Genomic DNA, 19,571 nt, shown 5'->3' on the forward strand with positions numbered 1-19,571 from the left:
GGCCTTCGGTGCGGTAGATTAAAGACAACCTAAGAGAAGGAGGCCTCCCATGTCTATCTTTGAGGAGCCCTTTGAGAAGATCCTTGAGGAGTCCGTGAGGGTCCACGGCCATCTCTGTGCCGGCCAGGTGCTGGGGGTGAGGTTGGCCCTCCTGGGCCTGCGCCTCATCGGCATCAAGGACCCTAGGGGAGCGGACCGCAAGAAATTTCTGGTCTTTGTGGAGATGGACCGCTGTGCCACCGATGCCGTACAGTCGGTCACCGGGGCCAGCCTGGGCAAACGCTCCCTCAAATTCTACGACTACGGGATCATGGCCGCCACCTTTGTCCATCTGGGGACCGGGCAGGCCTTCCGGGTGATCGCCCGGGAGGAGGCCCGGGAACTGGCGGACCGCTATTTTCCGGAGATTCCGGACAAATATCGGCGGCAGCTTGAGGCCTATCGGGTCATGCCGGAGGAGGAGCTTTTTGAGGTTCAGGAGGTGGAGGTCCCGGTTTCGGAATTCGACCTTCCCGGAAGACCTCGCCGCAGGGTCAGGTGTGAGGTCTGTGGGCTTTACGTGCAGGACGGTCGAGAGATAGAGCGGCAGGGCCGCATCATGTGTCGGCCCTGTGCCGAGGGAGGGTACTTCCGTCCGAAAGGGCCCCGGACCAGGCCTCCGAAAGCCTGAAAAGGAGATAAAGAAGGCTCAATTCCACGTTAGCATAATTTTCGAGGTCCTGCCGTATCCTTTCCACTTCTTCGGCGAGCTGGAGGGCTCCGGCCTCCGGGGCCGGAGAGGGGAGCCCTGGAGGATATTGGGTAAGCTTGCGCCGGGCCAAAAAGGAATACCAGAGCCAGAGGCGCAGGAGAAAGAGGAGGTCCGGGAGATGGTCTTTGCGACCTGCGAGGTCTTCCACCGTGCGAAGACGTCGGCCCGGGTCCTTGCTGCGGGCCGCGGCCACCAGCCGGTGAAGCCCTTCCAGAAGCCCGACTTTCGAAAATTGGAGGGCCCTTCCCGGGCTGCCCTCGGAAAGGAGGGCCAGGGCCCGGGCCTCCTCTTCCGAGAGGGCGAAGCGTTCCCGTAGGAGCTCCTCCAGGGTCTCCGGAGAGAGGGGCCGGAAGCGCACCACCTGGGAGCGGGAGACGATGGTGGGCAGGAGTCTTTCCGTGGAGAGGGCGGTAAGGAAGAAGTGGGCGTAAGGCGGGGGCTCCTCCAGCGATTTGAGCAGGGCGTTGGCCGCTTCAGGGGTGAGTCTTTCGGCCTCCTCCACCAGGATGACCTTGGCCGGGGCCTCCAGAGGGGCATGTCTCAGGAAGCGTTCGGCCTCCCGCACCCGGGCGATGGAGATCTTTTCTCCCTCCCGGGAGAGGACCAGGAAGTCGGGGTGGGTTCCCCGCTGGAGTTTTCTACAGGCCCGGCAATTTCCGCAGGCCCCGCCGGTTTCACAAAAAAGTTCGGCCACCAGGGCCCGCACCGCGGTGGCCTTGCCCGTCCCCTCCGGCCCCACCAAGAGATAAGCATGGGCCAGGCGTCCGCTCTCCAGGGCCCGGCGGAAGAGTTTAACCGCCGCGGGCTGCCCACGAAGGTCTTCCAGCCGCAAAGGACTCCTCCCTCCGTCTTCGGATCCGGGCCCCCAAAGCCCTCAACTTCTCCTCCAGGGCCTCGTAGCCCCGGTCCAGGTGTTCCAGGCCGTAGACCCGGCTCACTCCTTCGGCCGCCAGGGCGGCCAGGACCAGAGAGGCCCCGGCCCGAAGATCGTGGGCCTTGACCTCCGCGGCCCGAAGGGGAGTGGGCCCGCGCACAAAGGCTATTCCCCCCTCCTGCTCGATATCCGCTCCCATCCTCTGGAGTTCCGGAACGTGCCGGAATCTCTCCTTGAAAAGATTCTCTGTGATCCGGGAGATTCCATGAGCCTGAGTGAGGAGGACCATGATCTGGGCCTGGAGATCCGTGGGGAATCCGGGGTAAGGGGCGGTGACCACCTTGAGGGGACGCAGGGGACCTGTGGCCCGGGCGTAAACGCGGTCGGCCTCCCATTCCACCTCCAGACCGGCCTCACGCAGCTTAAGAAGCGGGGCCTCCAGATATTGGGGCTCGGTCCCGGCCACGGTGATTTCCCCTCCACAGAGCCCGGCCAGCATGAGATAGGTCCCGGTCTCGATGCGATCCGGAATAATGGTTACCGGCTCGGAGGGAGGGGTAAGCTCCCGGCCCCCTTCGATCTCCAGCACTCCGGTCCCCAGGCCCCGGATCTTTGCCCCCATGGCCTCCAGGAACCGTCCCAGAAACTCTACCTCCGGTTCCCGGGCGGCGTTGACTATCCGGCTCCGGCCCCGGGCCCGCACGGCGGCCATAAGGAGATTTTCGGTGGCCGTGACCGAGGGGAAATCAAGGACGATTTCCGCTCCCCGCAATCCCTGGGGAGCCTCCACCCAGATCTCGTTCTGGTCTTCGACCCTGGCTCCCATAAGGGCCAGCCCCCGGGTATGGAGGTCCACCGGTCGGGGACCGATGGGGCAACCTCCGGGTTTGGCCACCCGGGCCCGGCCGAATCTTGCGGTCAGGGCCCCCAGCACCAAAATGGACCCCCGCATACGGCTGACCAAGGCGTAAGGGGCCTCCCAACCCTCCACCCTCTGGGTGTCCACCACCAGGAGGTCTTCCTCCCACCTGAAGGAGGCTCCCAGATATTCCAGGAGCTCCAGCATGGTATAAAGATCAAGGAGCCGAGGTACCCGGGCCAGGCGGTAGATTCCGGGGACGAGTAAAGTGGCGGCCAGGACCGGAAGGACCGCGTTTTTGGCCCCGCTCACCCGGACCTCCCCGGAAAGCTCAAATCCGCCCTCGATCTCGAGATATGGGGTGTCCTCTTTCATCGGAAAACTCCTACGCGGTCATAGCCCAAAAGATCCCGATAAAATTTCACCTGCCAACCCTCTCTTGCGGCCAAATCCTCCACAGCCCTCCTTTGATTATATCCAATTTCTAAAAAGAGCTTACCCCCGGGGCGGAGGTATCTTCGGGCTTCGGCCAGAGTACGCCGGATATAGTCCAGGCCCTCCGGGCCTCCGTCCAGGGCCTCCCGGGGTTCATACTCCCGCACCTCCCGGGGAAGCTCCTCCCATTCGGCCCGGCTCACATAGGGAGGATTGGAAACCAGAGCGGCGAAGGCCGGAAAGACCTTAAGGGGAGAGAGCCAATCTCCCTGAACCAGGAGAACCCTTTTTTCAAGTCTGTAGCGGGCCACGTTTTCCCGGGCTACGGAGAGGGCCTTTCTGCTGCGGTCCACCCCGATCCCCTTTGTGAAACGTCCTTCGAGAAGGAGGGTTATCAGGACCACGCCGGAGCCTACGCCCAGCTCCAGGACCGGTCCCGGGGGAAGATCCTCGGAAAGGACGGCCTCGACCAGGATTTCGGTCTCCGCCCGGGGAATGAGGACCCCGGGTTTTACGGAAAAGGTCCGTCCGTAAAACTCCACCTCTCCCAGGAGATAGGCCAGGGGAATCCCCCGGGCCCTTTCCTCAAGGAGTCGCCGAAAGGTTTCCTCCGGGACCCCTCTTTCAAGATGGAGGTAGACCTCAAGGGGTTTAACTTCCAGGAGATGGGCGAGAAGGGCTCGGGTTTCCGCGAGGGCCTTTTCCGGGGGGAGGCCGGCCTCTACCAGGAAAGCTTTTCCCAGGGCCAGGGCCTCCCGCACCCGCATTAAAATCCTTTGGGACGCAAGCGGTTGAGTACGATCTCGTAGACTTCGTCTCCGGAACGCAGGCGCCTCAGGCTGTGGGCTACTTCAAATTCTACTTCCGCCCGCTTCAAAAAGGGCACCAGGACCCGGGCCCGCTCCCGGGAATGGGCCAGATAGATCTCCCCCCCGGGAAGGAGGTAGCGCCGGAAGATCTGAAGAAGGGGCTCAAAAAGACGGCCGGCATAGACCACCTCGGCCCCCAAAATGATCTCAAATTCCCCCAGGTCCGCAGGTTCAAACCAGTCGAGCCGGGCCACCCGCACCTTAAGGCCATTGGCCTCGGCCGAACGGCGGATCAGTTCCAGCGGGCGAGACTCATAGTCGGTAAGGGTTACCTGGTGGCCGAAGGCCGCAGCGGCAAGTCCGGGGAGCCCCAGACCGGCCCCGATCTCCAGGATCCTCTTGGGGGGCTTAAGGGTGGCCACGAAGTCCGCCAGCACCAGAGAGGCCTCCCAGACCTTGGCCCAGAAGGGGAAATCTGCAAGGCCCTGCCCCTCCTCAAGATAAAAATCAAGATCCCGGGGCTTGAAAAGGACCAATTCTCGATCCCGCACCTTTACGGTTTCTTGGGTGAGATTCACGGTCCCCTCCTTCGGTCCAATTTTACCTTAATATAGCGTAGGCATCCCTTTCGCCAAACTTTAAGGCGCAGGATCTGTCCGGGTTCGCGGGCCAGGACCAGGGCCTCGAGTTCGGCCGGCTCGTGTAGAGGACGCCCGTCCGCCTCAAGGAGGAGGTCTCCTCCGAGGGGATAGACCCGGTTACCCAGGGCCTGGACCTCCGTTCCGGCAAGAAGGCCCGCCCGCGCGGCGGGGCTTCCGGGATAAACCCGCAACACCAGGAGCCCGTGAGAGCTTTCCATCTTAAGGGCCTTCTGTAAGACCGGGGTCAGAGGGACGGTTTCTACCCCCAGCCAGGCCCATTCCACCTTTCCCTGGGAGAGGAACTTTTGGGTGGCGAGCTTCAACAGCCAGCCCGGAAGCGCGGAACGCACCCCCGAGGGGCCGGACCGCACAAAGCCCACCAATTTTCCTTGGGGGGAAAAGAGAAAGCCTTCTTCGGACACCGGGATATAGACCCCGAAGCGGGCCCCTTCCCAGAGACCGCGGGCCCTCTCCACCCGGGGGGCCTCCACCACCCAGGCGGGATACACCCGGAGGGGGGAAGAGGAATTCACCAGGCGAAGAAAGGTCCCGGCCGCCGGAAAGGTTTCGGCAAAGGCCAGGCGTTGTCTTTCTTTTACCTGCTGGGGCAGGCGCAGGAAGGCCAGCCCCAGGTAGGGGTCGTAACTTTCGAGGCGTGCCGGAAAGCTCCGGCCGTCGGAAAGGACGGCCTCAAGAAAGGGGGCGCCCTTGACCTTCTCGTAGTCGGCCAAGAGAAAACGCCCCCCGGGAAGGAGGAGGGCCGGAGTAAGACTCTCTGACGAGGGGTTAGAAAGCTTCTCCGGAGGAACCTCCCGGACCAGTACGGTTACCACCCGGGAGTAAGGGGAGGCGGCCCGGGCCGGAACCCCGGAAAAAAGAAAGATCAGGAGGGCCAGGAGGAGGCGATAGGCCACAAAGGGATAGAAGCTGTGTCGGCGCAGGAAGGAAAAGAGAAAGGCTATGGCCGCAAGACCAGCCAGAAAGGCCCCCAGAAAGCCCACCAACATAAGAGAAGGGGAGAGCCCCTCGGCCAAACCCTTGAGCCCTCCCACCAGGCCGGCCCCGGCGATGATGGGGGCCGAAAGGAGGAAGGAAAAGCGGGCGGCCTCCGAGCGGGAGAGGCCCAGAAGAAGGGCCGCGGCCATGGTGATGCCGCTGCGGGAGGTCCCGGGAAAGAGGGCCAGGGCCTGGGCCAGGCCTATAAAAAGCGCCTCTCCTACCCCCAGGTCCTCGGCCCGGCGGCTCTTCTTTCCCAGGATCTCCCCCAAAAGAAGGGGAAGACTCATGAAGGCCAGAAAAAAGGCCACGGAATGGGGGGTTCGGAACCGGCTCTCGATGACTTCCTCCAGGAGAAGTCCGGCCAGCCCTCCGGGTATGGTGGCCAGGAGGATGAGGGCCAGAAGCCTCCGTGGCCGCTCTCCGGAAGGGAGGGCCCGCCACATCTTCAGCCAGTCCCTCCGGAAATAAAGAAGGACCGCCAGTAGAGTCCCCAGGTGGATGAAGGCGTCAAAGGCCAGGCCTCCCCGGAACTGCAAGAGGTCTTCCAGGAGCACCAGATGTCCGGAGCTGGAGATGGGAAGAAACTCCGTAAGCCCCTGGAAGGCTCCCAGAAGGGCGGCGGGAAGGAGCTCGGCCATCAGAAGAGCCTCTTTTTGATGAAATAGCCCGTAACCAGAACGGAAAGCCCGAAAGAGACCAGGAGAATCCCCCAGAAGGCGTGGGGATTTTCCTGAAAGGGCAGGCGCACATTCATACCGTAGAGGCTGGAGATCACGGTGGGGATAGCCAGGACGATGGCCAGGGCCGTGAGAAATTTCATGACCACGTTGAGGTTGTTTCCGATGATGGAGGCGTAGGCGTCCATGGTGCCGGTGAGAATGTCCGAATAGATCTTGGCCATCTCGATGGCCTGACGGTTCTCGATCTGGATGTCCTCCAGGAGCTCCAGGTCTTCTTCCGAAAGGCGGAGATAGCGTCCGGACTGGATCCGGGAAAGGACCACGTCGTTTCCCCGGAGGGCGGTGTTGAAATAGACCAGGCTCTTTTCCAGGCTCAGGATCTTAACCAATTCTCGGTTGCGGAAGGAGCGGTAAAGTTCCCTCTCGTAGTCATCGATCAGACGGTCCATTAGGCGGAGATAGCGCAGAAAGAGATTGGTCACACAGTAAAAGAGGAGAAAGAGGAAGGTGGTGGGTCGGGCGAGATCCACGGGCAGAAAACGCCCCGCCTGAGAGATCACCTCCTCAAAGACCAGGTTTTCCTTAAGGCAGACGGTGACTACCGCCTTCTCGGTGACGATGATTCCCAGGGGTACGGTCTCATAACGCAGGATGTCTCCCTGGTGCCGAGGATCCGGGACGTGAAAGATGATGAGAAGTTGTTTTTCCTCCACCTCTACCCGCGGCCTTTCTTCCTCGTCCAGGGGATAGCGCAGGAATTCCGGAAGGATCCCGAAGCGCCGTTCCGCGAAGCGCAACTCCTCCTCCGAAGGGGCGGTGAGGATCAGCCAGCTCTGGGGACAGGCCTCTTCCGCCGGCAGGAGGAATCCGTTTTCCGAACAGTAGATCCGCAACATGGCTCCAATTCTAGCACTTCACTCCAGATTTTGCACCTGTTCCCGCATTTTCTCAATGGTGCTTTTGACCTCTACCGCCAGATGAGAGATTTCCGCCGAGGCCGCTTTGTTGGCCAGGGTATTAATCTCCCGAAACATCTCCTGACACAGGAAGTCCAGTTTGCGTCCGCAGGGGCCCGAGGCCTCCAGGACCTCCCGGAAATGGCGCACATGGGCCCGCAGGCGGTCGAGCTCCTCGGTAAAATCCAGGCGGTCGGCCAGAAGGGCCGCTTCCTGATGGAGTCTTACCGGATCGAGCCCGTGGTCCGCAAGGAGGCTTCGGAGCCTTTCTTCAAGTCTTTGCCGGGCCTCGGTCAGGTGGGAATCCTTGAGGGCGGCCAGGCGCTCGATCCAGCCCGAAAGTTCCTCAAGAAGCCCCTCAAGGGCCTTTTTGAGGAAGGCCCCTTCCCGAGTCCGCATCTCTTCCACTTCCCGGAGGGCCTCCTCCAGGGCCGGCCCGAATTCTTCCCAGAGTTCCTCAAGCGGGGGGGCTTCCTCGCTCAGGTCGAAGATCTCCCGCAGGCGCAGGAGGTCTCCCAGCTGAATCTCTCCGGAAAGCCCGAATTCTGCCCGCAGACTGCGCAGGAGGGTCAGATACTGGGAGAGGAGATCTCGGTCGGCAAAGACCCGGGCCGTGGCCGGGGGCACCCCGGAGAGTCGGGCCTGAATCTCGAAACGACCGCGGTGAAAGCGCTCCTTGAGGACCCTTCGGATGCGCTCTTCAAGCGGTTGATAGCGCCGGGGAAGGCGCAGGAGGACCTCCATGAAGCGGTGGTTGAGGCTCTTGACCTCTACCTGGAGGACGAAGCCTTCGCCCTGCCGTTCCCCTCGTCCAAAGCCGGTCATGCTCTGCATGCTCCACCTCCTCCGGATCGGCCTTCTTTTTACTCCTGGATCGTGTTAAATAAAAGGGCATGCGCTATCTGAAAGAGCCCCGCCCGGACCCCACGCGCCTGATTGAGGAGAAGCTTTCCGTGGCCGAGGAGCTTTACCATCTCTGGGGAGAAAGCTTTCGGGCCGATCCCGAGGTGCCCTCCCTCCTCGAGGCTTACCGGCAGGCCGTGGAGGCCTCCAACCGGGCCATGGAGGAGGCGGGGACCTTTCGGGAATGCTATGTCTGCAGTGTGGAAGACGGTCAGGGTTGCTGTAAGATCGGGCTGGAAAACGAGTGCACGGTCCTTATCCTCCTCCTGAACCGGCTTCTGGGCGTGGAGCTCCCTCAGAAACGGGAGGTGCCGGGGCGTTGTTTTTTTGTGGGTCCTCGGGGGTGCAAGATCCTGGCCCGCCCTATGCTCTGTCGGGACTACTTCTGCCGGCGGCATCACCAGAAGGTGCCGGAGGCGGCCATGATCCGGGTGACCCAGGTGCTGAACGAAGAACTGACCTTGCTTTACCGGATCACGAGCCTTCTCCGGGCCCGTCTGGAATTCTGGACCGGGGATTTCCTCCAGGAATTGGACCTTACCGGTTATACTTAGGAGGGGGTGAGCTATGCGTGGGTTAATCTGGATGGTTGTGGGGCTGTTTCTTCTTTCGGCCTGTGCCCAAAAGGAGATTTCTTCGGGGCCCGTGCCTCAGGCCCCGGTCTCTCCGCCGGAAGAGGCCGTAAGCCCTCCTCCGAGCCCTCCGGTGGCCGGGGAAAGGCCTTCCGGGGTGAAGGGCCCGCCGGCCTTTTCCGAAGAGAGTCTCGAGGCCGCGGCCCGCAAGGCCCGGGAACTTCCTCCGGAAGAACGCTTGCGCCTTTACGGGCGGAGCACCCCCCCGCTTAAGGCCATCTTTTTCGATTTCGACGACTACCGGATTCGCCCGGATATGATTCCCCGCCTCGAAGAAGATGCCCGTTTTCTCCTGCAGCATCCGGAATACCGGGTGGAACTTCAGGGAAATTGTGATGAAAGGGGAGACCGGGATTACAACCTGGCCCTCGGCGAAAAACGGGCCCTGGAGGTCAAGAAATATCTGGAAAATCTGGGGGTCTCTCCGGAGAGACTCTCCACGGTAAGTTTTGGCGAGGAACGCCCGCTAGCTCCCGGGCACAATGAGGCGGCCTGGGCCCTTAACCGGCGGGTAGACCTGGTGATCCTCAAAAATCCCTAAAGGAGGGCGAGATGCGTAGAGGATTTTTTCTACTGTTGGTCCTGGGCTTGCTTCTCGGGACCTCGGTCAAGGCTGCGGAGCTGAAGATTGCGGTCATCGATCTGCAGAAGGTGGTGCGTTCTTCCAAGGCCGGACAGGAGGCCATGCAGAAGCTCCAGGCCCGCTTAGAAAAATGGAAGGCCAAGCTTGAGGCCAAACAGAAAGAGATCAAGGCCTTTCAGGAAGAGATGCAGAAAAAGGCCCCTCTCCTTTCCGAGGAGGCCCGGGCGGAAAAACAGCGGGAATATCAGAAGATGCTCCGGGAATTTCGGGCTATGCAGGAGGACGCCCAGTTCGAGATGAAAGAGGAGGAAAAGAAGGCCCTGCAGCCCATCTTTAAGGATCTGGAAAAGGTCCTCAAGGAGCTGGCCCAGAAGGAGGGCTATGACCTCATTCTCGAAAAGAACATGCCCGGGGTCTACTGGGCCTCTCCCAAGATCGACATAAGCGAGCACGTAATCCAGCTTTACAATCAGTATCTGACCTCTAAAGGGACCCAAAAGTGATTCTGGCCGCAGACATCGGGGGGACCCGGTCTCGTTTGGGCCTGGGGACCCTCGAGGGTCCGTTTCGTCTAAGCCGGGTGGAGATCTTGGAAAATGCCGCCTTTAGAAGTCCGAAGACCCTTCTCAAGCGATACCTTTCCACCCTTTCCGAGGTCCCGGAGATGGGGGTCCTGGCGGTGGCCGGGCCGGTGCAGGGGAGACGGGCCCGGCTTACCAACCTGGGCTGGAAGGTGGATGCCGGAGAGCTTGAGCGGGCCCTGGGCTTTCCTTTTTTTCTCCTGAACGATCTCGAGGCCGCGGCCTACGGGCTTTTTAAGGTCCCGGCCTCGGAGGTAGAGAAGATCAAGCCGGGCAGGAGACGCGGGGCGGTGGTGGCGGTCCTGGGGGTGGGGACCGGGCTGGGAGAGGCCCTCCTGGTGCGCCATTTTCCCCTGGCCCTGGCCAGCGAGGGGGGGCATGCGGAATATCCGGTGGATACCGAGGAGGAATGGGGGCTTTATCGGTTCCTCAAGGGGCGTTTCGGTCACGTAAGCCTCGAACGGGTGATCTCCGGCCCGGGGCTTTCCAACGTCTATGCCTATTTTTCAGGACGGGAATCTTCTCCGGAAGAGATCCTGGCTGCGGCCCGGAAGGGAGAAAGGGAGGCCCTTTCGGCGGTGAGACTGGTGGTTCGGGCCCTGGGCCGGGAGGCCTCCTCCCTGGTCCTCAAGGCCCTGGCCCTTTCCGGGGTCTATCTCCTGGGCGGTCTGGCTCAGGCCTTAAGGCCCTGGCTTGACCGGGAATTTGAGGAGGCCTTTCTAGCCAAGGGCCGGCTGCGGGAGCTTCTCGAAAAGGTCCCGGTCTATCTGGTCAGGCACCCTTCACCGGCCCTTCTGGGGGCGGCCCTTTACGGTCGTATTCTTCGAGCTCGATTATCCGCTCATTTTCTCCCGCATACTTAAAGCGCACCACAAAGCGGGGGCTCAAGCCCTCGGGAAGCCTTTCGGCCCACTCCACCACCACCACCCCCTGGGAGAGCATCTCCGAGAGCCCCAGGTCCTCCACCTCCTCCGGAGAGATCCGGTAGAGGTCCACGTGAAAGAGGGGCACCCTCCCCGGGTATTCGTTCACTAGGGTGAAGGAGGGACTGGTCACATAGATCTCCGGGGGCACTCCCAGACCCCGGGCCAGACCCTGGACGAAGGTGGTCTTTCCGGAGCCGAGGTCCCCGATGAGGGCCACGAGATCGCCGGCAGAAAGCCTTTGGGCCAGGGCTTCGGCCAGGGCCCGGGTCTCCTCCGGGGAGCGGCTCTTATATATTTCCGGCATAAAGGACCAGCTCGCGAAAGAGGCGGGGCAGAGCGTCGGCCACCTCTGAGGCCGTAAAACCGAAGGGCCCCACCCGCCGGGAAAGAAGATCCCCTGCGGCTCCGTGAAGATAGACCGCCAGACAGGCGGCCTCAAAGGGTTCGTACCCCTGGGCCAGAAGGGCCCCCAGGAGGCCGGAAAGGACATCTCCGGTGCCTCCCTGGGCCAGTCCGGGATTGCCCGCAGAGTTTACGGCCTCCCGTCCATCCGGAGCGGCCACCACCGTGGCCGCCCCCTTGAGGACCACCACCTGGTGGCTCTTCCGGGCCGCCTCGCGGGCGATCTCCAGGCGCCGGGCCTGGATTTCCTCTTTGGGAAGCCCCAGGAGCCGGGCCATCTCTCCGGGATGGGGAGTGAGGACCCGCGGGGCCCGGGCCTCTTTCAATTCCTCGAGCCTTCCGGAGAGCGCGGTAAGGGCGTCCGCATCGAGCACTGTGGGCACCGGAAGCTCGCGGGCCAGCCTCCGGGCCAGTTGACCGGCCGCCTCCGAGAGACCGAAACCCGGTCCCAGGACCGCGGCCCGCATTCTTTCGGCCCGGGAAAGGATCTCCCCGGCGCATTCCGGAGAGAGTTCCCCTTCCGGGGTCTCCGGAGAAAGTCCCCAGGTAAGGGCCTCCGGGAGATAGGAGGCCAGAAGGGGTTGCAGAGAGGCGGCAGAGACCAGGGTAACCAGGCCTACCCCGGCCCTCAGGGCCCCCCGGGCGCAGAGGACGGCCGCCCCACTTTTTCCTCGCGAGCCCGCGAGCACCAGGAGATGGCCGAAGGTGCCCTTATGGCTTTCTGGCGGCCGGCCCTTAAGGCAACCCGCGGCCCACTTTCGGGTGAGATAGAAGCGGGCCGGAGCCCTCTCCTCAATGACCCGGGGAGGCATCCCGATATCCACCACCCGGAGTTCTCCCACATACTCCCGTCCGGGGTAGATTACTTGCCCCACCTTGGGAAGGGCCATGGTAGCCGTAAGCGTAGCCCGCACGGCCACCCCCAGGGGACGGCCGGTATCGGCCGAAAGTCCGGAGGGCATATCCACGGCCACCACCGGGGCCGGGGCCTGGTTCATAAGCTCGATGGCCCGGGCAAAGACCCCGGAGACCTCCCGGGAAAGCCCGGTCCCGAAAAGGGCGTCCACCAGGAGGGGGGCCCCGAGGATCTCCGGGGCCAGGGCCTCCAGGGTAGCCTCGTCCTGGGCCCGAAGGAGGGGGATTCCGGCGTAGCGGGCCACCCGCAGGTTGATCCCGGCCTCTCCCCGGTATTTTTCCTCCGGAGCCAGGAGGAGGACCTTGACCGGGAGTCCCCGCTGATGGAGGTGGCGGGCCACTACCAGGCCGTCTCCTCCGTTATTACCCGGGCCGCAGAGAATCAACGTGCCTCGGCGGGCCTCTTCGGGAAAGCGGGAAAGGAGAATTTCGGCCACTCCTCGGCCGGCGTTTTCCATCAGGACCTCGGCCGGCACCCCCACTTCCTGGATGGTAAAACGATCCAGGGCCTGCATCTCCGCCGCATAGACCAGTCTCATTTCTAACTCCTTTCCAGGATGACCACCGCGGCGGCTACTCCGGCCTCATGGGTAAGACTTACCCAGGCCCGGGCCTTTCTTTCCTCAAGGATCCGGGCCACCCGCCCCGAAAGCCGGAGCTCCGGAGCCCCGTTTTCTCGGCGCACCAGGGCCACCTCTCGGGGGGAAAACCCGGAAAGGCCCGTGCCCAGGGCCTTACCCAGGGCCTCCTTGGCCGCCCAGGCCCCGGCCAGGGCCTCTGCTCCCCGGGCCCGGCTGCGGGCATAAGCCACTTCCTCTTCGGCAAAAAAGCGCAAAAACCGCTTTCCGTAACGCTTCCAGAGCCGAGCCACCCGTTCCACCGCCACCAGATCCACACCCACACCCACCAGCATGTTCCCATTATAGTCCCCTTTTTTCCTCCCCCAAACGGGCCCTTCCGGAAAGGCCCGCTTTTGGGTGAGTTGACGGCCTTCTCCTAAAGGGTTTAAATAAACTTTAATTCGTTTTTTAGGAGGAACCTATGGAAATGACTGTGGGGCCGGATCGGGTAGTTTCTCTTACCTATTCTTTAGATATTGAGGGGGAGGAGGCCCCGGAATGGTTTAAGCGTCCGCTTCAGGCCTCCTTTATCTTTGGTCGGGAGCCGGTGTTGCCCCTGATCGAGCGGGCCATTGAGGGGGCCCGGGAGAAGGAGGAAATCACCCTCACCATTCCTCCGGAAGAGGCCTATGGCCCCCATCGGGCCCATCTGGTAAAGGAGATCCCCCTTTCTCGCTTGAAACACCCGGAGCGGGTAAGGCCCGGGGCCTACTATGAGGAAGAGGGGCCCTTTGGTCAGAAGACCTTTTTCAAAGTGCTCGCGGTGGAGGGCGACCGGGTAAAAGCCGACTTTAACCATCCGGCTGCGGGAAAGAACGTGATTATGCGCATCCGGATTGAGGCCGTGCGGGAGGCTACGGCCCAGGAGATCCTGGCGGCCGAGATCCGGCGCTGCGGCGGGGGTTGAGCCTAAGGGTGGAGGGGGTTCCCCTCCTTCAAGTTAAAGGTCTGCGGCTGGGCCTCAGGTCGGGACCGGTTCTGGTAGATGGAGTAGATTTCGGTCTTGGCCGGGGAGAGATTCTGGGCCTGGTGGGGGAAAGCGGCTGTGGCAAATCCCTGACCGGCCTTTCCTGTTTAGGCCTTTTTCCCCCGGGAGTGATTCCCTTAGAAGGCCGGGTCCTTTTTCAAAATCAGGACCTCTTAAGCCTTGCTCCGGAGGAGCGCCGTCGCTTTCGGGGCCGACACCTGGCCCTTATCTTTCAAGAACCCCTGAGTGCCCTCAATCCGGTCTTCACCATCGGTCACCAGATTGAGGAGGTCCTCTCCGAACACCGGGGGCTCCGCGGAGAGGCGGCCCGGGAGGAGGCCCTGCGGCTTCTGGCCGAAGTGCGCCTGCCGGACCCGGAGGTCCGCTATGGTAACTACCCTCACGAACTTTCCGGGGGAATGCGCCAGCGGGCCATGATCGCTATGGCCCTGGCCGGAGAGCCGGAAGTCCTTGTGGCCGACGAACCCACCACCGCGCTTGACGTCACGGTCCAGGCCCAGATCCTCGAACTTTTCAGGGAATTGCGCCTTCGGCGCCATCTGGCCCTCCTCTTTATTTCCCACGATCTTTCGGTGATCCGGGAAGTGGCGGATCGGGTGGCGGTAATGTATGCCGGAGAAATCGTGGAGGAGGCCCCGCGCGAGGCCCTTTTTGAGCAGCCCCTCCATCCTTATACCCGCGGTCTTCTGGCGGCCTTTCCCCGGCTGGGGGTGAGGCGCCTTGAGGCCCTACCGGGACAGGTACCCTCCCCTGGAAGGTGGCCCTCCGGCTGCCGCTTTGCCCCCCGCTGTCCAGAAAGGGAGGGCCGCTGTGAGAGAATCCATCCGGAGCTTCGGGAGGTGAGCCCGGGCCGGAAGGTGAGGTGTCTTCGAAGATGAGCGTGCTCGCCCTGCGGGAGGTGGAAAAGGCTTACGGCCTGCGCCGTTTCTGGGGAAGAGGGCCCCAACTATTAGTCCTTCGAGGGATCAATCTCGAGCTTTCGGAAAACGAGGTCCTGGGGTTGGTGGGGGAGAGCGGCTGCGGCAAAAGCACCCTGGCCCGGCTGGCCCTGGCCCTGGAGAGACCAGACCGGGGAGAGTTCTACTTTTTGGGGCAACCTTACTGGGAGCTTCCCCGTGCGGAAAGGAAACGTTTGCGGCCGGCCCTTCAAGCCGTCTTTCAGGATCCGGCCGCCTCTCTCAATCCCCGCAAGAAGGTGGAGGATCTGGTTACCGAACCCTTGAGGCTTCTAGGGGTGAGCAAAGCCGAGGCCCGGGAGCGGGCGGCGGAGATGTTGCGCCTGGTGGGGCTGGAGGAGGATCTTCTTCCCCGCTTTCCCCATCAACTTTCCGGGGGCCAGCGCCAGCGGGTGGCCCTGGCCCGGGCCCTGGTCACCCGGCCTCGAGCGGTGGTCCTGGATGAACCCACCTCGGCCCTGGATGTCTCCGTACAGGCCCAGATCCTGGAACTCCTCAAAGAACTTCAGCAACGCTTTCCCATGAGTTATCTTTTTATTTCGCACAATCTTCCGGTGGTCCTCTATCTGAGTCATCGGGTGGCGGTCATGTATCTGGGAGAAATTGTGGAGGAGGCCCCGCGGGAGGTCTTTTTGAAGGGATCCGGGCTTCACCCTTATACCGAGGCCCTGCTGGCCGCAGTCCCCGGGGAAGGACGACCCGGAAGGCCCCTTCCGGGAGAGCCTCCAAGTCTCCTGAAACGCCCCAGCGGTTGCGTCTTTCACCCCCGCTGCCCGGAAGTCCAGGAGCTCTGTGTTCGGGAAAGGCCCAGGCTCCGGGAGCGAACCCCCGGGCACCGGGTGGCCTGCCATCGGCGCTAGGATGCTTATCCTTGATGGATCTTACGGAGAGGGCGGGGGACAGATCCTGCGCACGGCCCTTACCCTTTCCCTCCTTACCGGTCGCTCCTTCCGGCTGGTGAATATCCGGGCCGGACGCCCCCGGCCCGGGCTGCGTCCCCAGCACCTGGCCTGTGTCCTGGGGGCGGCCCGCCTCTCCGGGGCCGAAGTGGAGGGGGCGGAAAAGGGCTCCCGGGAGATCGTCTTTCGTCCCCGAGCCCCCCGTCCCGGAGCTTATACGCTGGAGATTGGAACCGCCGGGGCTACCTCCCTCCTCTTTCAGACCCTCTATCTCCCCCTGGCCCAGGCCGGGGGCGGACGCCTTATCCTTCGCGGAGGAACCCATGTGCCCCAGAGCCCCTGTTTTCATTATTTGGCCGAGGTCTTCTGGCCGCTGGTGGAGACCATGGGGCTTTCCGGAAGGCTCACCCTGCGCAAATACGGTTTTTATCCCCGGGGAGGAGGGGAAATCCTGGCCGAGATCGGCCCGGCCCGAGAACTCCGGGGACTGGACCTCGGAGCTCCCCTGCGCCCCGAAGTGACCCGGGTGTTTTCTTTTGTGACCGCGGACCTTCCCGAGCATATCCGGCGGCGCCAGGCGTCCCGGGCGGAAAAACTCTTGCGCGAGGCCGGGCTTTCGGTGGAAGTTCGTCTGGAGAAGGCCCCCAGCGCCTCCCCGGGGACCTTCGTGGGGGTAGTGGGACAGGAGGACTTCCGAAGGGCCGGGGTCTTTGCCCTGGGGGCCCGGGGAAAGCCGGCCGAAAAGGTGGCCGAGGAGGCGGTGGGGCCTTATCTTCAAATCATGGAGAGGGCTTCCTCGGTGGATCAATATCTGGCAGATCAGTTACTCCTTCCTGCGGCTCTGGCTAAAGGTTTAACACGTTTCCGCACCCCGGCGGTGACCCGCCATCTTTTAACCAACGCCTGGGTCATCCGGCAGTTCCTCCCGGAGGTAAAGATCGAGATCCAGGGGGCCGAGGGGGAACCCGGAGAGGTCATGGTCCATGGAAGCGGAACGTTTTGAAAGGATCCGAGAGCGATTTTCTCGGATCTATGAGCGCAATCCGGCCCTAAAAAAGCTCCCTTTAGAGGTCTGGGAGACCGCCTTGGCCGACGCCCGGCTGGTGCCGCTGGCCGGGGTGGAAGAAAACCTCTTTCGCCTACGCCGAGATTTTCGGGGATTTCCGGAGGGGACCGTCCTGGGGGAGGAGATTTTGGTCCCCGGGTTTCCGCACATCCCCCGCATCTTCCGTTTGACCAGCGGGGTGCCCCGCTATTTTGCAGGGCCCTTTTTTGCGGAAGAGAAGATCGAAGGCTACAACGTGAGGCTTTTTACGGTGGGCGGAGAGATCCTGGCGGTGACCCGGCGGGGCTTCGTCTGTCCCTTTGCCACCGACCGCTGGCCGGATTTTTTGCCCCGTCTTCCGGAGTTTTTTGAAGAGCATCCGAATCTGGCGGTCTGCTGTGAGGTGGCCGGTCCGGGAAACCCCTTTGTGGGAGAATGGCCGTCCTATGTGAAAGAGGACGTGCGGTTTTTTGTCTTTGATCTCCTGCGTTTTCCTGAGGGCCGCTTCCTTCCCCCGGAGGAGAAGTACGCCCTCTTTGAAGCCTACCAATTCCCCGCTCCGGAGATCTCCGGGCCCTTCGAGCCCGGGGATCTCTCTCCCCTTCTCGAACTCCTCCGGCGCTACGAGGCCGAGGGACGGGAAGGGGTGGTCCTCAAAGGGGCCTCCGGAAGTCCTTACCTCAAATATGTCACTCCCATCTCCAACCTGGAAGACCTCCGAGTGGTCTTTCCTTACTTGGGGGAGGTTCCTCCGGAGTACCTCACCCACCGTCTGGTGCGCTATGTCCTCAGTCGCTGGGAGCTTTTCGGGGACTTTGGACCGGAGGAGGAACGGGCCCTGGCCGGGAGGGTCTTTCGGGGCCTGGCCGAGTTTTTGGAAAGGATTTCCGAGGGGGAGCCGGTTTCCGAGACCTTTCGGGTGCGCTTTCGCACGGAAAGGGCCTTTCGCGCCCTATTGGCCCATTTTAGACACGCTCAGGTGAAGGTGGAGGTCCTTTCCGAGGAAAGGAAGAGAGGGTATCTCGAGGTGACCTTTCGGAAGATCTATCCCCGGGCTACGGCCTTCTGGCGCAACAAGCTGGAGGGCTTTTCCGTGGTGGACTAACTCTGACAAGCGCAGCCCGGCTCCCGGTCCTTCCAGAGAGGTTTCCAGAGGATCTCCCGCAGAAGAAGGAGGGCCAGGAGGGCCGCCGAGAGGGTGTTCAGAAGGCTCGGACCCTCCGGGGCGGAAGGAGAGACCTTGGCCGAAAGGCCGGGGAAAAGGGTATCCAGGGCCAGGCCTGCGGTGAGGGCCGCCAGGATAAGGGCCAGAAGATAGAGCGTCACCGTGCGCAGACCGAAAAGCCGGGAAAGTACGGTGATACTGGTAAGGTTAGTGGCTGGTCCGGTCACCAGAAAGACCAGCACCGCCCCGGGGCTGAAGCCCTTAAGGAGGAGGGTGTAGGCCAGGGGAATGGAGGCGGTGGCGCACACATAAAGGGGAAGCCCCACCAGGATCATGGCCGGATAGACCAATCCGTGGGCCGAAAGCCTTTCGGCCAGCCCCGGAGGAAGGATCAGGGCCACCAGGGCCGCTAGCAGAAAGCCCACGGCCAGAGGCCGGGACAGATCCGCCAGAAGTTCTTCCACGGCATAGAGCAGGGAGGTCCAGACCCTTTCTCCAAAGGTGTGTTGATGGGAGGTTTCCGCAGCGCAGCAGGCGCAGGCCGCAAGGGGAGTGGAAGGGGAGGGGCTTTCCCCCACCAGAAAGCGCACCGCAAGGGCCACCCACAGGGCCACCCACAGGGCCGAAAGTGGATAGGCCAGGGCGAAAACCCCGCCCAGAAGACCGTAGGCCAGGAGGATGGCGTCGGCGCTGGTCTGGGGAGTGGCCACCAGGAAGGCGAAGGTGGCCGGGAGACCGGCCCCGGCCCGATAAAGCCCTACCGCTGCCGGCAGAACCCCGCAGGAACAGAGGGGAAGCGGAAGCCCCAGGAGGGCGGCCTTCAGGGCTCCCTTTAGGGTGTGCCCTCCTAAGTGTCGGCTGAGCCAGTCCTCGGAGACAAAGACCCGCAGGAGTCCGGCCAAAAGGAGGCCCAAAAGGAGATAAGGGGCCGCCTCCAGGAAGAGCCCTCCCAGTTGGGAGAGATAGAGGAGAAGCCATTTTTCAGAACTCATATGGTCAATTTATCATTTCCTTCCCCCGGGGCCAAGTTTGGTATAATCCCTATTGATGATGAAACGGGTCTTTGTGGCCGGGGGGACGGGCTTTATCGGGGGGCATCTCCTGCGGGCCCTGGTAGAAAAGGGCTTAGAGGTGCGGGCCCTGGTGCGTTCCCGGGCCAAGGTGGCCCGTCTTCCCCAGGGGGTGCGGGCCGTCCTGGGAGATCCCCTGCGGCCCGGCCCCTGGCAGGAGGAAGCCGCGACCTGCGAGGTGGCCTTCAACCTTACCGGGGCCAACATCTTCCGTCGCTGGGACGAGGAATACAAAAGGCTCATCCGGGACTCCCGGGTCCTTTCCTCGCGTCTTCTGGCCGAAACCCTCCCTCCAGGGGGGACCCTGGTAAATGCCTCGGCGGTGGGCTATTACGGGGATACCGGAGAGGAGGAGGTGGACGAGGACCATCCCCCGGGAGAGGACTTTTTGGCCCGGGTCTGTCGGGAGTGGGAGGAGGCCGCTTTCTCCGGAGAGCTCCGGGGCTTGAGGGTGGTGGTCGGCCGTTTTGGCGTGGTCCTGGGGCCGGACGGAGGGGCCCTCCTTAAGATGCTTCCGGCCTTTCGTCTGGGGTTCGGAGGCCCTATCGGGGATGGGCGTCAATGGTTCCCCTGGATCCACGTGCGCGATCTGGTGGAGGCCCTCCTTTTCCTGGCCGAAAGGCCCGAGGCCCGGGGGCCCTTCAATCTTGTGGCCCCGGAGGTGGTGCGCCAGAGGGATTTTGCCCGCACCTTGGGACGGGTCTTAAGGCGTCCGGCCTTTCTGCCTACCCCCCGCTGGGCCCTACGCCTGCTTTTCGGGGAGGTGGCCCAGGTGCTCACCGCCAGTTGTCGGGCCCGGCCCCGGAGGCTGCTTGACCTCGGCTTTCGCTTTCGTTTCCCCCGGCTCTTTGAGGCCCTGGAAGATCTTTTAAGGAGGTAGTA

22 protein-coding genes are annotated in these 19,571 nt (G+C 62.7%); 11 read left to right on the forward strand and 11 right to left on the reverse strand.

Annotated elements, in window-relative coordinates; all coding sequences use genetic code 11:
• The first annotated feature begins 49 nt into the window (after positions 1 to 49).
• The gene (locus tag FVE67_RS06405) at positions 50 to 670 is read left to right on the forward strand and encodes an FmdE family protein (RefSeq protein ID WP_168719801.1); all 621 of its coding nucleotides are present in this window, start codon (positions 50 to 52) and stop codon (positions 668 to 670) included.
• Here the strand turns inward: FVE67_RS06405 and holB are convergent.
• Genes holB through FVE67_RS06440 form a run of 7 tightly spaced genes read right to left on the reverse strand, consistent with a single transcriptional unit; the run spans position 597 to position 7,838 of the window.
• Positions 597 to 1,583 carry a DNA polymerase III subunit delta' gene (gene holB, locus FVE67_RS06410; protein WP_168719802.1) on the reverse strand — a complete coding sequence of 329 codons (987 nt, stop codon included), beginning with the start codon at positions 1,581 to 1,583 and terminating at the stop codon, positions 597 to 599. The two genes, FVE67_RS06405 and holB, sit on opposite strands and share 74 nt — an antisense overlap.
• Positions 1,543 to 2,859 carry a UDP-N-acetylglucosamine 1-carboxyvinyltransferase gene (gene murA, locus FVE67_RS06415; RefSeq protein ID WP_168719803.1) on the reverse strand — a complete coding sequence of 439 codons (1,317 nt, stop codon included), beginning with the start codon at positions 2,857 to 2,859 and terminating at the stop codon, positions 1,543 to 1,545. The genes holB and murA overlap by 41 nt, the downstream gene beginning before the upstream one ends.
• The gene (prmC, locus tag FVE67_RS06420; protein WP_168719804.1) at positions 2,856 to 3,686 is read right to left on the reverse strand and encodes a peptide chain release factor N(5)-glutamine methyltransferase; all 831 of its coding nucleotides are present in this window, start codon (positions 3,684 to 3,686) and stop codon (positions 2,856 to 2,858) included. Before prmC ends, murA begins: the two co-directional genes overlap by 4 nt.
• Entirely contained in the window at positions 3,686 to 4,306 is a 621-nt protein-coding gene (locus FVE67_RS06425) for a class I SAM-dependent methyltransferase (RefSeq protein ID WP_168719805.1), read from the reverse strand. Before FVE67_RS06425 ends, prmC begins: the two co-directional genes overlap by 1 nt.
• Positions 4,303 to 6,006, reverse strand: a complete 1,704-nt coding sequence (locus FVE67_RS06430) for an undecaprenyl-diphosphate phosphatase (protein WP_168719806.1) — start codon at positions 6,004 to 6,006, stop codon at positions 4,303 to 4,305. The genes FVE67_RS06425 and FVE67_RS06430 overlap by 4 nt, the downstream gene beginning before the upstream one ends.
• Positions 6,006 to 6,944, reverse strand: coding sequence for a magnesium transporter CorA family protein (locus FVE67_RS06435; protein WP_168719807.1), 939 nt, complete (start codon positions 6,942 to 6,944; stop codon positions 6,006 to 6,008). Before FVE67_RS06435 ends, FVE67_RS06430 begins: the two co-directional genes overlap by 1 nt.
• 18 nt (positions 6,945 to 6,962) lie before the next feature.
• Positions 6,963 to 7,838, reverse strand: a complete 876-nt coding sequence (locus FVE67_RS06440) for a YicC/YloC family endoribonuclease (protein WP_168719808.1) — start codon at positions 7,836 to 7,838, stop codon at positions 6,963 to 6,965.
• A gap of 59 nt (positions 7,839 to 7,897) precedes the next feature.
• On the opposite strand from FVE67_RS06440, the gene FVE67_RS06445 reads away from it, so the two are divergent.
• Genes FVE67_RS06445 through FVE67_RS06460 form a run of 4 tightly spaced genes read left to right on the forward strand, consistent with a single transcriptional unit; the run spans position 7,898 to position 10,566 of the window.
• Positions 7,898 to 8,461 carry a hypothetical protein gene (locus FVE67_RS06445; RefSeq protein WP_168719809.1) on the forward strand — a complete coding sequence of 188 codons (564 nt, stop codon included), beginning with the start codon at positions 7,898 to 7,900 and terminating at the stop codon, positions 8,459 to 8,461.
• Between the two features lie 13 nt (positions 8,462 to 8,474).
• Positions 8,475 to 9,080: a peptidoglycan-associated lipoprotein Pal gene (gene pal / locus FVE67_RS06450; RefSeq protein ID WP_210534571.1), complete on the forward strand. Its 606-nt coding sequence runs from the start codon at positions 8,475 to 8,477 to the stop codon at positions 9,078 to 9,080.
• 11 nt (positions 9,081 to 9,091) lie between these two features.
• Positions 9,092 to 9,625, forward strand: a complete 534-nt coding sequence (locus FVE67_RS06455) for an OmpH/Skp family outer membrane protein (RefSeq protein WP_168719810.1) — start codon at positions 9,092 to 9,094, stop codon at positions 9,623 to 9,625.
• Positions 9,622 to 10,566: a glucokinase gene (locus FVE67_RS06460; RefSeq protein WP_168719811.1), complete on the forward strand. Its 945-nt coding sequence runs from the start codon at positions 9,622 to 9,624 to the stop codon at positions 10,564 to 10,566. The genes FVE67_RS06455 and FVE67_RS06460 overlap by 4 nt, the downstream gene beginning before the upstream one ends.
• Here the strand turns inward: FVE67_RS06460 and tsaE are convergent.
• From tsaE to acpS, 3 genes are read right to left on the reverse strand one after another with little or no spacing between them, the layout of a single operon-like run.
• Positions 10,475 to 10,933: a tRNA (adenosine(37)-N6)-threonylcarbamoyltransferase complex ATPase subunit type 1 TsaE gene (tsaE, locus tag FVE67_RS06465; RefSeq protein ID WP_168719812.1), complete on the reverse strand. Its 459-nt coding sequence runs from the start codon at positions 10,931 to 10,933 to the stop codon at positions 10,475 to 10,477. The genes FVE67_RS06460 and tsaE overlap by 92 nt on opposite strands.
• Positions 10,917 to 12,485, reverse strand: a complete 1,569-nt coding sequence (locus FVE67_RS06470) for an NAD(P)H-hydrate dehydratase (RefSeq protein ID WP_168719813.1) — start codon at positions 12,483 to 12,485, stop codon at positions 10,917 to 10,919. The genes tsaE and FVE67_RS06470 overlap by 17 nt, the downstream gene beginning before the upstream one ends.
• Before the next feature lie 2 nt (positions 12,486 to 12,487).
• Complete coding sequence (acpS, locus tag FVE67_RS06475) at positions 12,488 to 12,859, reverse strand: holo-ACP synthase (protein ID WP_168719814.1); 372 nt, start codon at positions 12,857 to 12,859, stop codon at positions 12,488 to 12,490.
• Positions 12,860 to 12,987: 128 nt separating this feature from the next.
• Here acpS and FVE67_RS06480 point away from each other — a divergent pair, with 128 nt between their 5' ends.
• From FVE67_RS06480 to FVE67_RS06500, 5 genes are read left to right on the forward strand one after another with little or no spacing between them, the layout of a single operon-like run.
• Entirely contained in the window at positions 12,988 to 13,473 is a 486-nt protein-coding gene (locus FVE67_RS06480) for an FKBP-type peptidyl-prolyl cis-trans isomerase (protein WP_168719815.1), read from the forward strand.
• Between the two features lie 8 nt (positions 13,474 to 13,481).
• Positions 13,482 to 14,432: an ABC transporter ATP-binding protein gene (locus FVE67_RS06485; protein WP_168719816.1), complete on the forward strand. Its 951-nt coding sequence runs from the start codon at positions 13,482 to 13,484 to the stop codon at positions 14,430 to 14,432.
• Complete coding sequence (locus FVE67_RS06490; protein WP_246167856.1) at positions 14,417 to 15,370, forward strand: oligopeptide/dipeptide ABC transporter ATP-binding protein; 954 nt, start codon at positions 14,417 to 14,419, stop codon at positions 15,368 to 15,370. Before FVE67_RS06485 ends, FVE67_RS06490 begins: the two co-directional genes overlap by 16 nt.
• 1 nt (position 15,371) lies before the next feature.
• Positions 15,372 to 16,412: an RNA 3'-terminal phosphate cyclase gene (gene rtcA, locus FVE67_RS06495; RefSeq protein WP_168719817.1), complete on the forward strand. Its 1,041-nt coding sequence runs from the start codon at positions 15,372 to 15,374 to the stop codon at positions 16,410 to 16,412.
• On the forward strand, positions 16,393 to 17,559 hold the full coding sequence (locus FVE67_RS06500; protein WP_168719818.1) for an RNA ligase: 1,167 nt from the start codon (positions 16,393 to 16,395) through the stop codon (positions 17,557 to 17,559). The genes rtcA and FVE67_RS06500 overlap by 20 nt, the downstream gene beginning before the upstream one ends.
• Here the strand turns inward: FVE67_RS06500 and FVE67_RS06505 are convergent.
• Positions 17,556 to 18,611: a permease gene (locus FVE67_RS06505; protein WP_168719819.1), complete on the reverse strand. Its 1,056-nt coding sequence runs from the start codon at positions 18,609 to 18,611 to the stop codon at positions 17,556 to 17,558. The genes FVE67_RS06500 and FVE67_RS06505 overlap by 4 nt on opposite strands.
• Positions 18,612 to 18,666: 55 nt before the next feature.
• On the opposite strand from FVE67_RS06505, the gene FVE67_RS06510 reads away from it, so the two are divergent.
• The gene (locus FVE67_RS06510; protein ID WP_210534572.1) at positions 18,667 to 19,569 is read left to right on the forward strand and encodes a TIGR01777 family oxidoreductase; all 903 of its coding nucleotides are present in this window, start codon (positions 18,667 to 18,669) and stop codon (positions 19,567 to 19,569) included.
• Positions 19,570 to 19,571: the final 2 nt, after the last annotated feature.

Source organism: Thermosulfurimonas marina, from assembly GCF_012317585.1.
In the GTDB taxonomy this organism is placed as follows: domain Bacteria; phylum Desulfobacterota; class Thermodesulfobacteria; order Thermodesulfobacteriales; family Thermodesulfobacteriaceae; genus Thermosulfurimonas_A; species Thermosulfurimonas_A marina.

Excerpts from the sequence above, each read along its gene's own strand:
- FVE67_RS06405 (WP_168719801.1), top strand. The coding sequence starts at position 50 with ATGTCTATCTTTGAGGAGCCCTTTGAGAAGATCCTTGAGGAGTCCGTG.
- rtcA (WP_168719817.1), top strand. The coding sequence starts at position 15,372 with ATGCTTATCCTTGATGGATCTTACGGAGAGGGCGGGGGACAGATCCTG.
- FVE67_RS06470 (WP_168719813.1), bottom strand. The coding sequence starts at position 12,485 with ATGAGACTGGTCTATGCGGCGGAGATGCAGGCCCTGGATCGTTTTACC.
- FVE67_RS06445 (WP_168719809.1), top strand. The coding sequence starts at position 7,898 with ATGCGCTATCTGAAAGAGCCCCGCCCGGACCCCACGCGCCTGATTGAG.
- FVE67_RS06510 (WP_210534572.1), top strand. The coding sequence starts at position 18,667 with ATGATGAAACGGGTCTTTGTGGCCGGGGGGACGGGCTTTATCGGGGGG.
- acpS (WP_168719814.1), bottom strand. The coding sequence starts at position 12,859 with ATGCTGGTGGGTGTGGGTGTGGATCTGGTGGCGGTGGAACGGGTGGCT.
- prmC (WP_168719804.1), bottom strand. The coding sequence starts at position 3,686 with ATGCGGGTGCGGGAGGCCCTGGCCCTGGGAAAAGCTTTCCTGGTAGAG.
- FVE67_RS06505 (WP_168719819.1), bottom strand. The coding sequence starts at position 18,611 with ATGAGTTCTGAAAAATGGCTTCTCCTCTATCTCTCCCAACTGGGAGGG.
- FVE67_RS06480 (WP_168719815.1), top strand. The coding sequence starts at position 12,988 with ATGGAAATGACTGTGGGGCCGGATCGGGTAGTTTCTCTTACCTATTCT.
- FVE67_RS06430 (WP_168719806.1), bottom strand. The coding sequence starts at position 6,006 with ATGGCCGAGCTCCTTCCCGCCGCCCTTCTGGGAGCCTTCCAGGGGCTT.
- FVE67_RS06435 (WP_168719807.1), bottom strand. The coding sequence starts at position 6,944 with ATGTTGCGGATCTACTGTTCGGAAAACGGATTCCTCCTGCCGGCGGAA.
- FVE67_RS06500 (WP_168719818.1), top strand. The coding sequence starts at position 16,393 with ATGGAAGCGGAACGTTTTGAAAGGATCCGAGAGCGATTTTCTCGGATC.
- tsaE (WP_168719812.1), bottom strand. The coding sequence starts at position 10,933 with ATGCCGGAAATATATAAGAGCCGCTCCCCGGAGGAGACCCGGGCCCTG.
- FVE67_RS06440 (WP_168719808.1), bottom strand. The coding sequence starts at position 7,838 with ATGCAGAGCATGACCGGCTTTGGACGAGGGGAACGGCAGGGCGAAGGC.
- pal (WP_210534571.1), top strand. The coding sequence starts at position 8,475 with ATGCGTGGGTTAATCTGGATGGTTGTGGGGCTGTTTCTTCTTTCGGCC.
- FVE67_RS06455 (WP_168719810.1), top strand. The coding sequence starts at position 9,092 with ATGCGTAGAGGATTTTTTCTACTGTTGGTCCTGGGCTTGCTTCTCGGG.
- murA (WP_168719803.1), bottom strand. The coding sequence starts at position 2,859 with ATGAAAGAGGACACCCCATATCTCGAGATCGAGGGCGGATTTGAGCTT.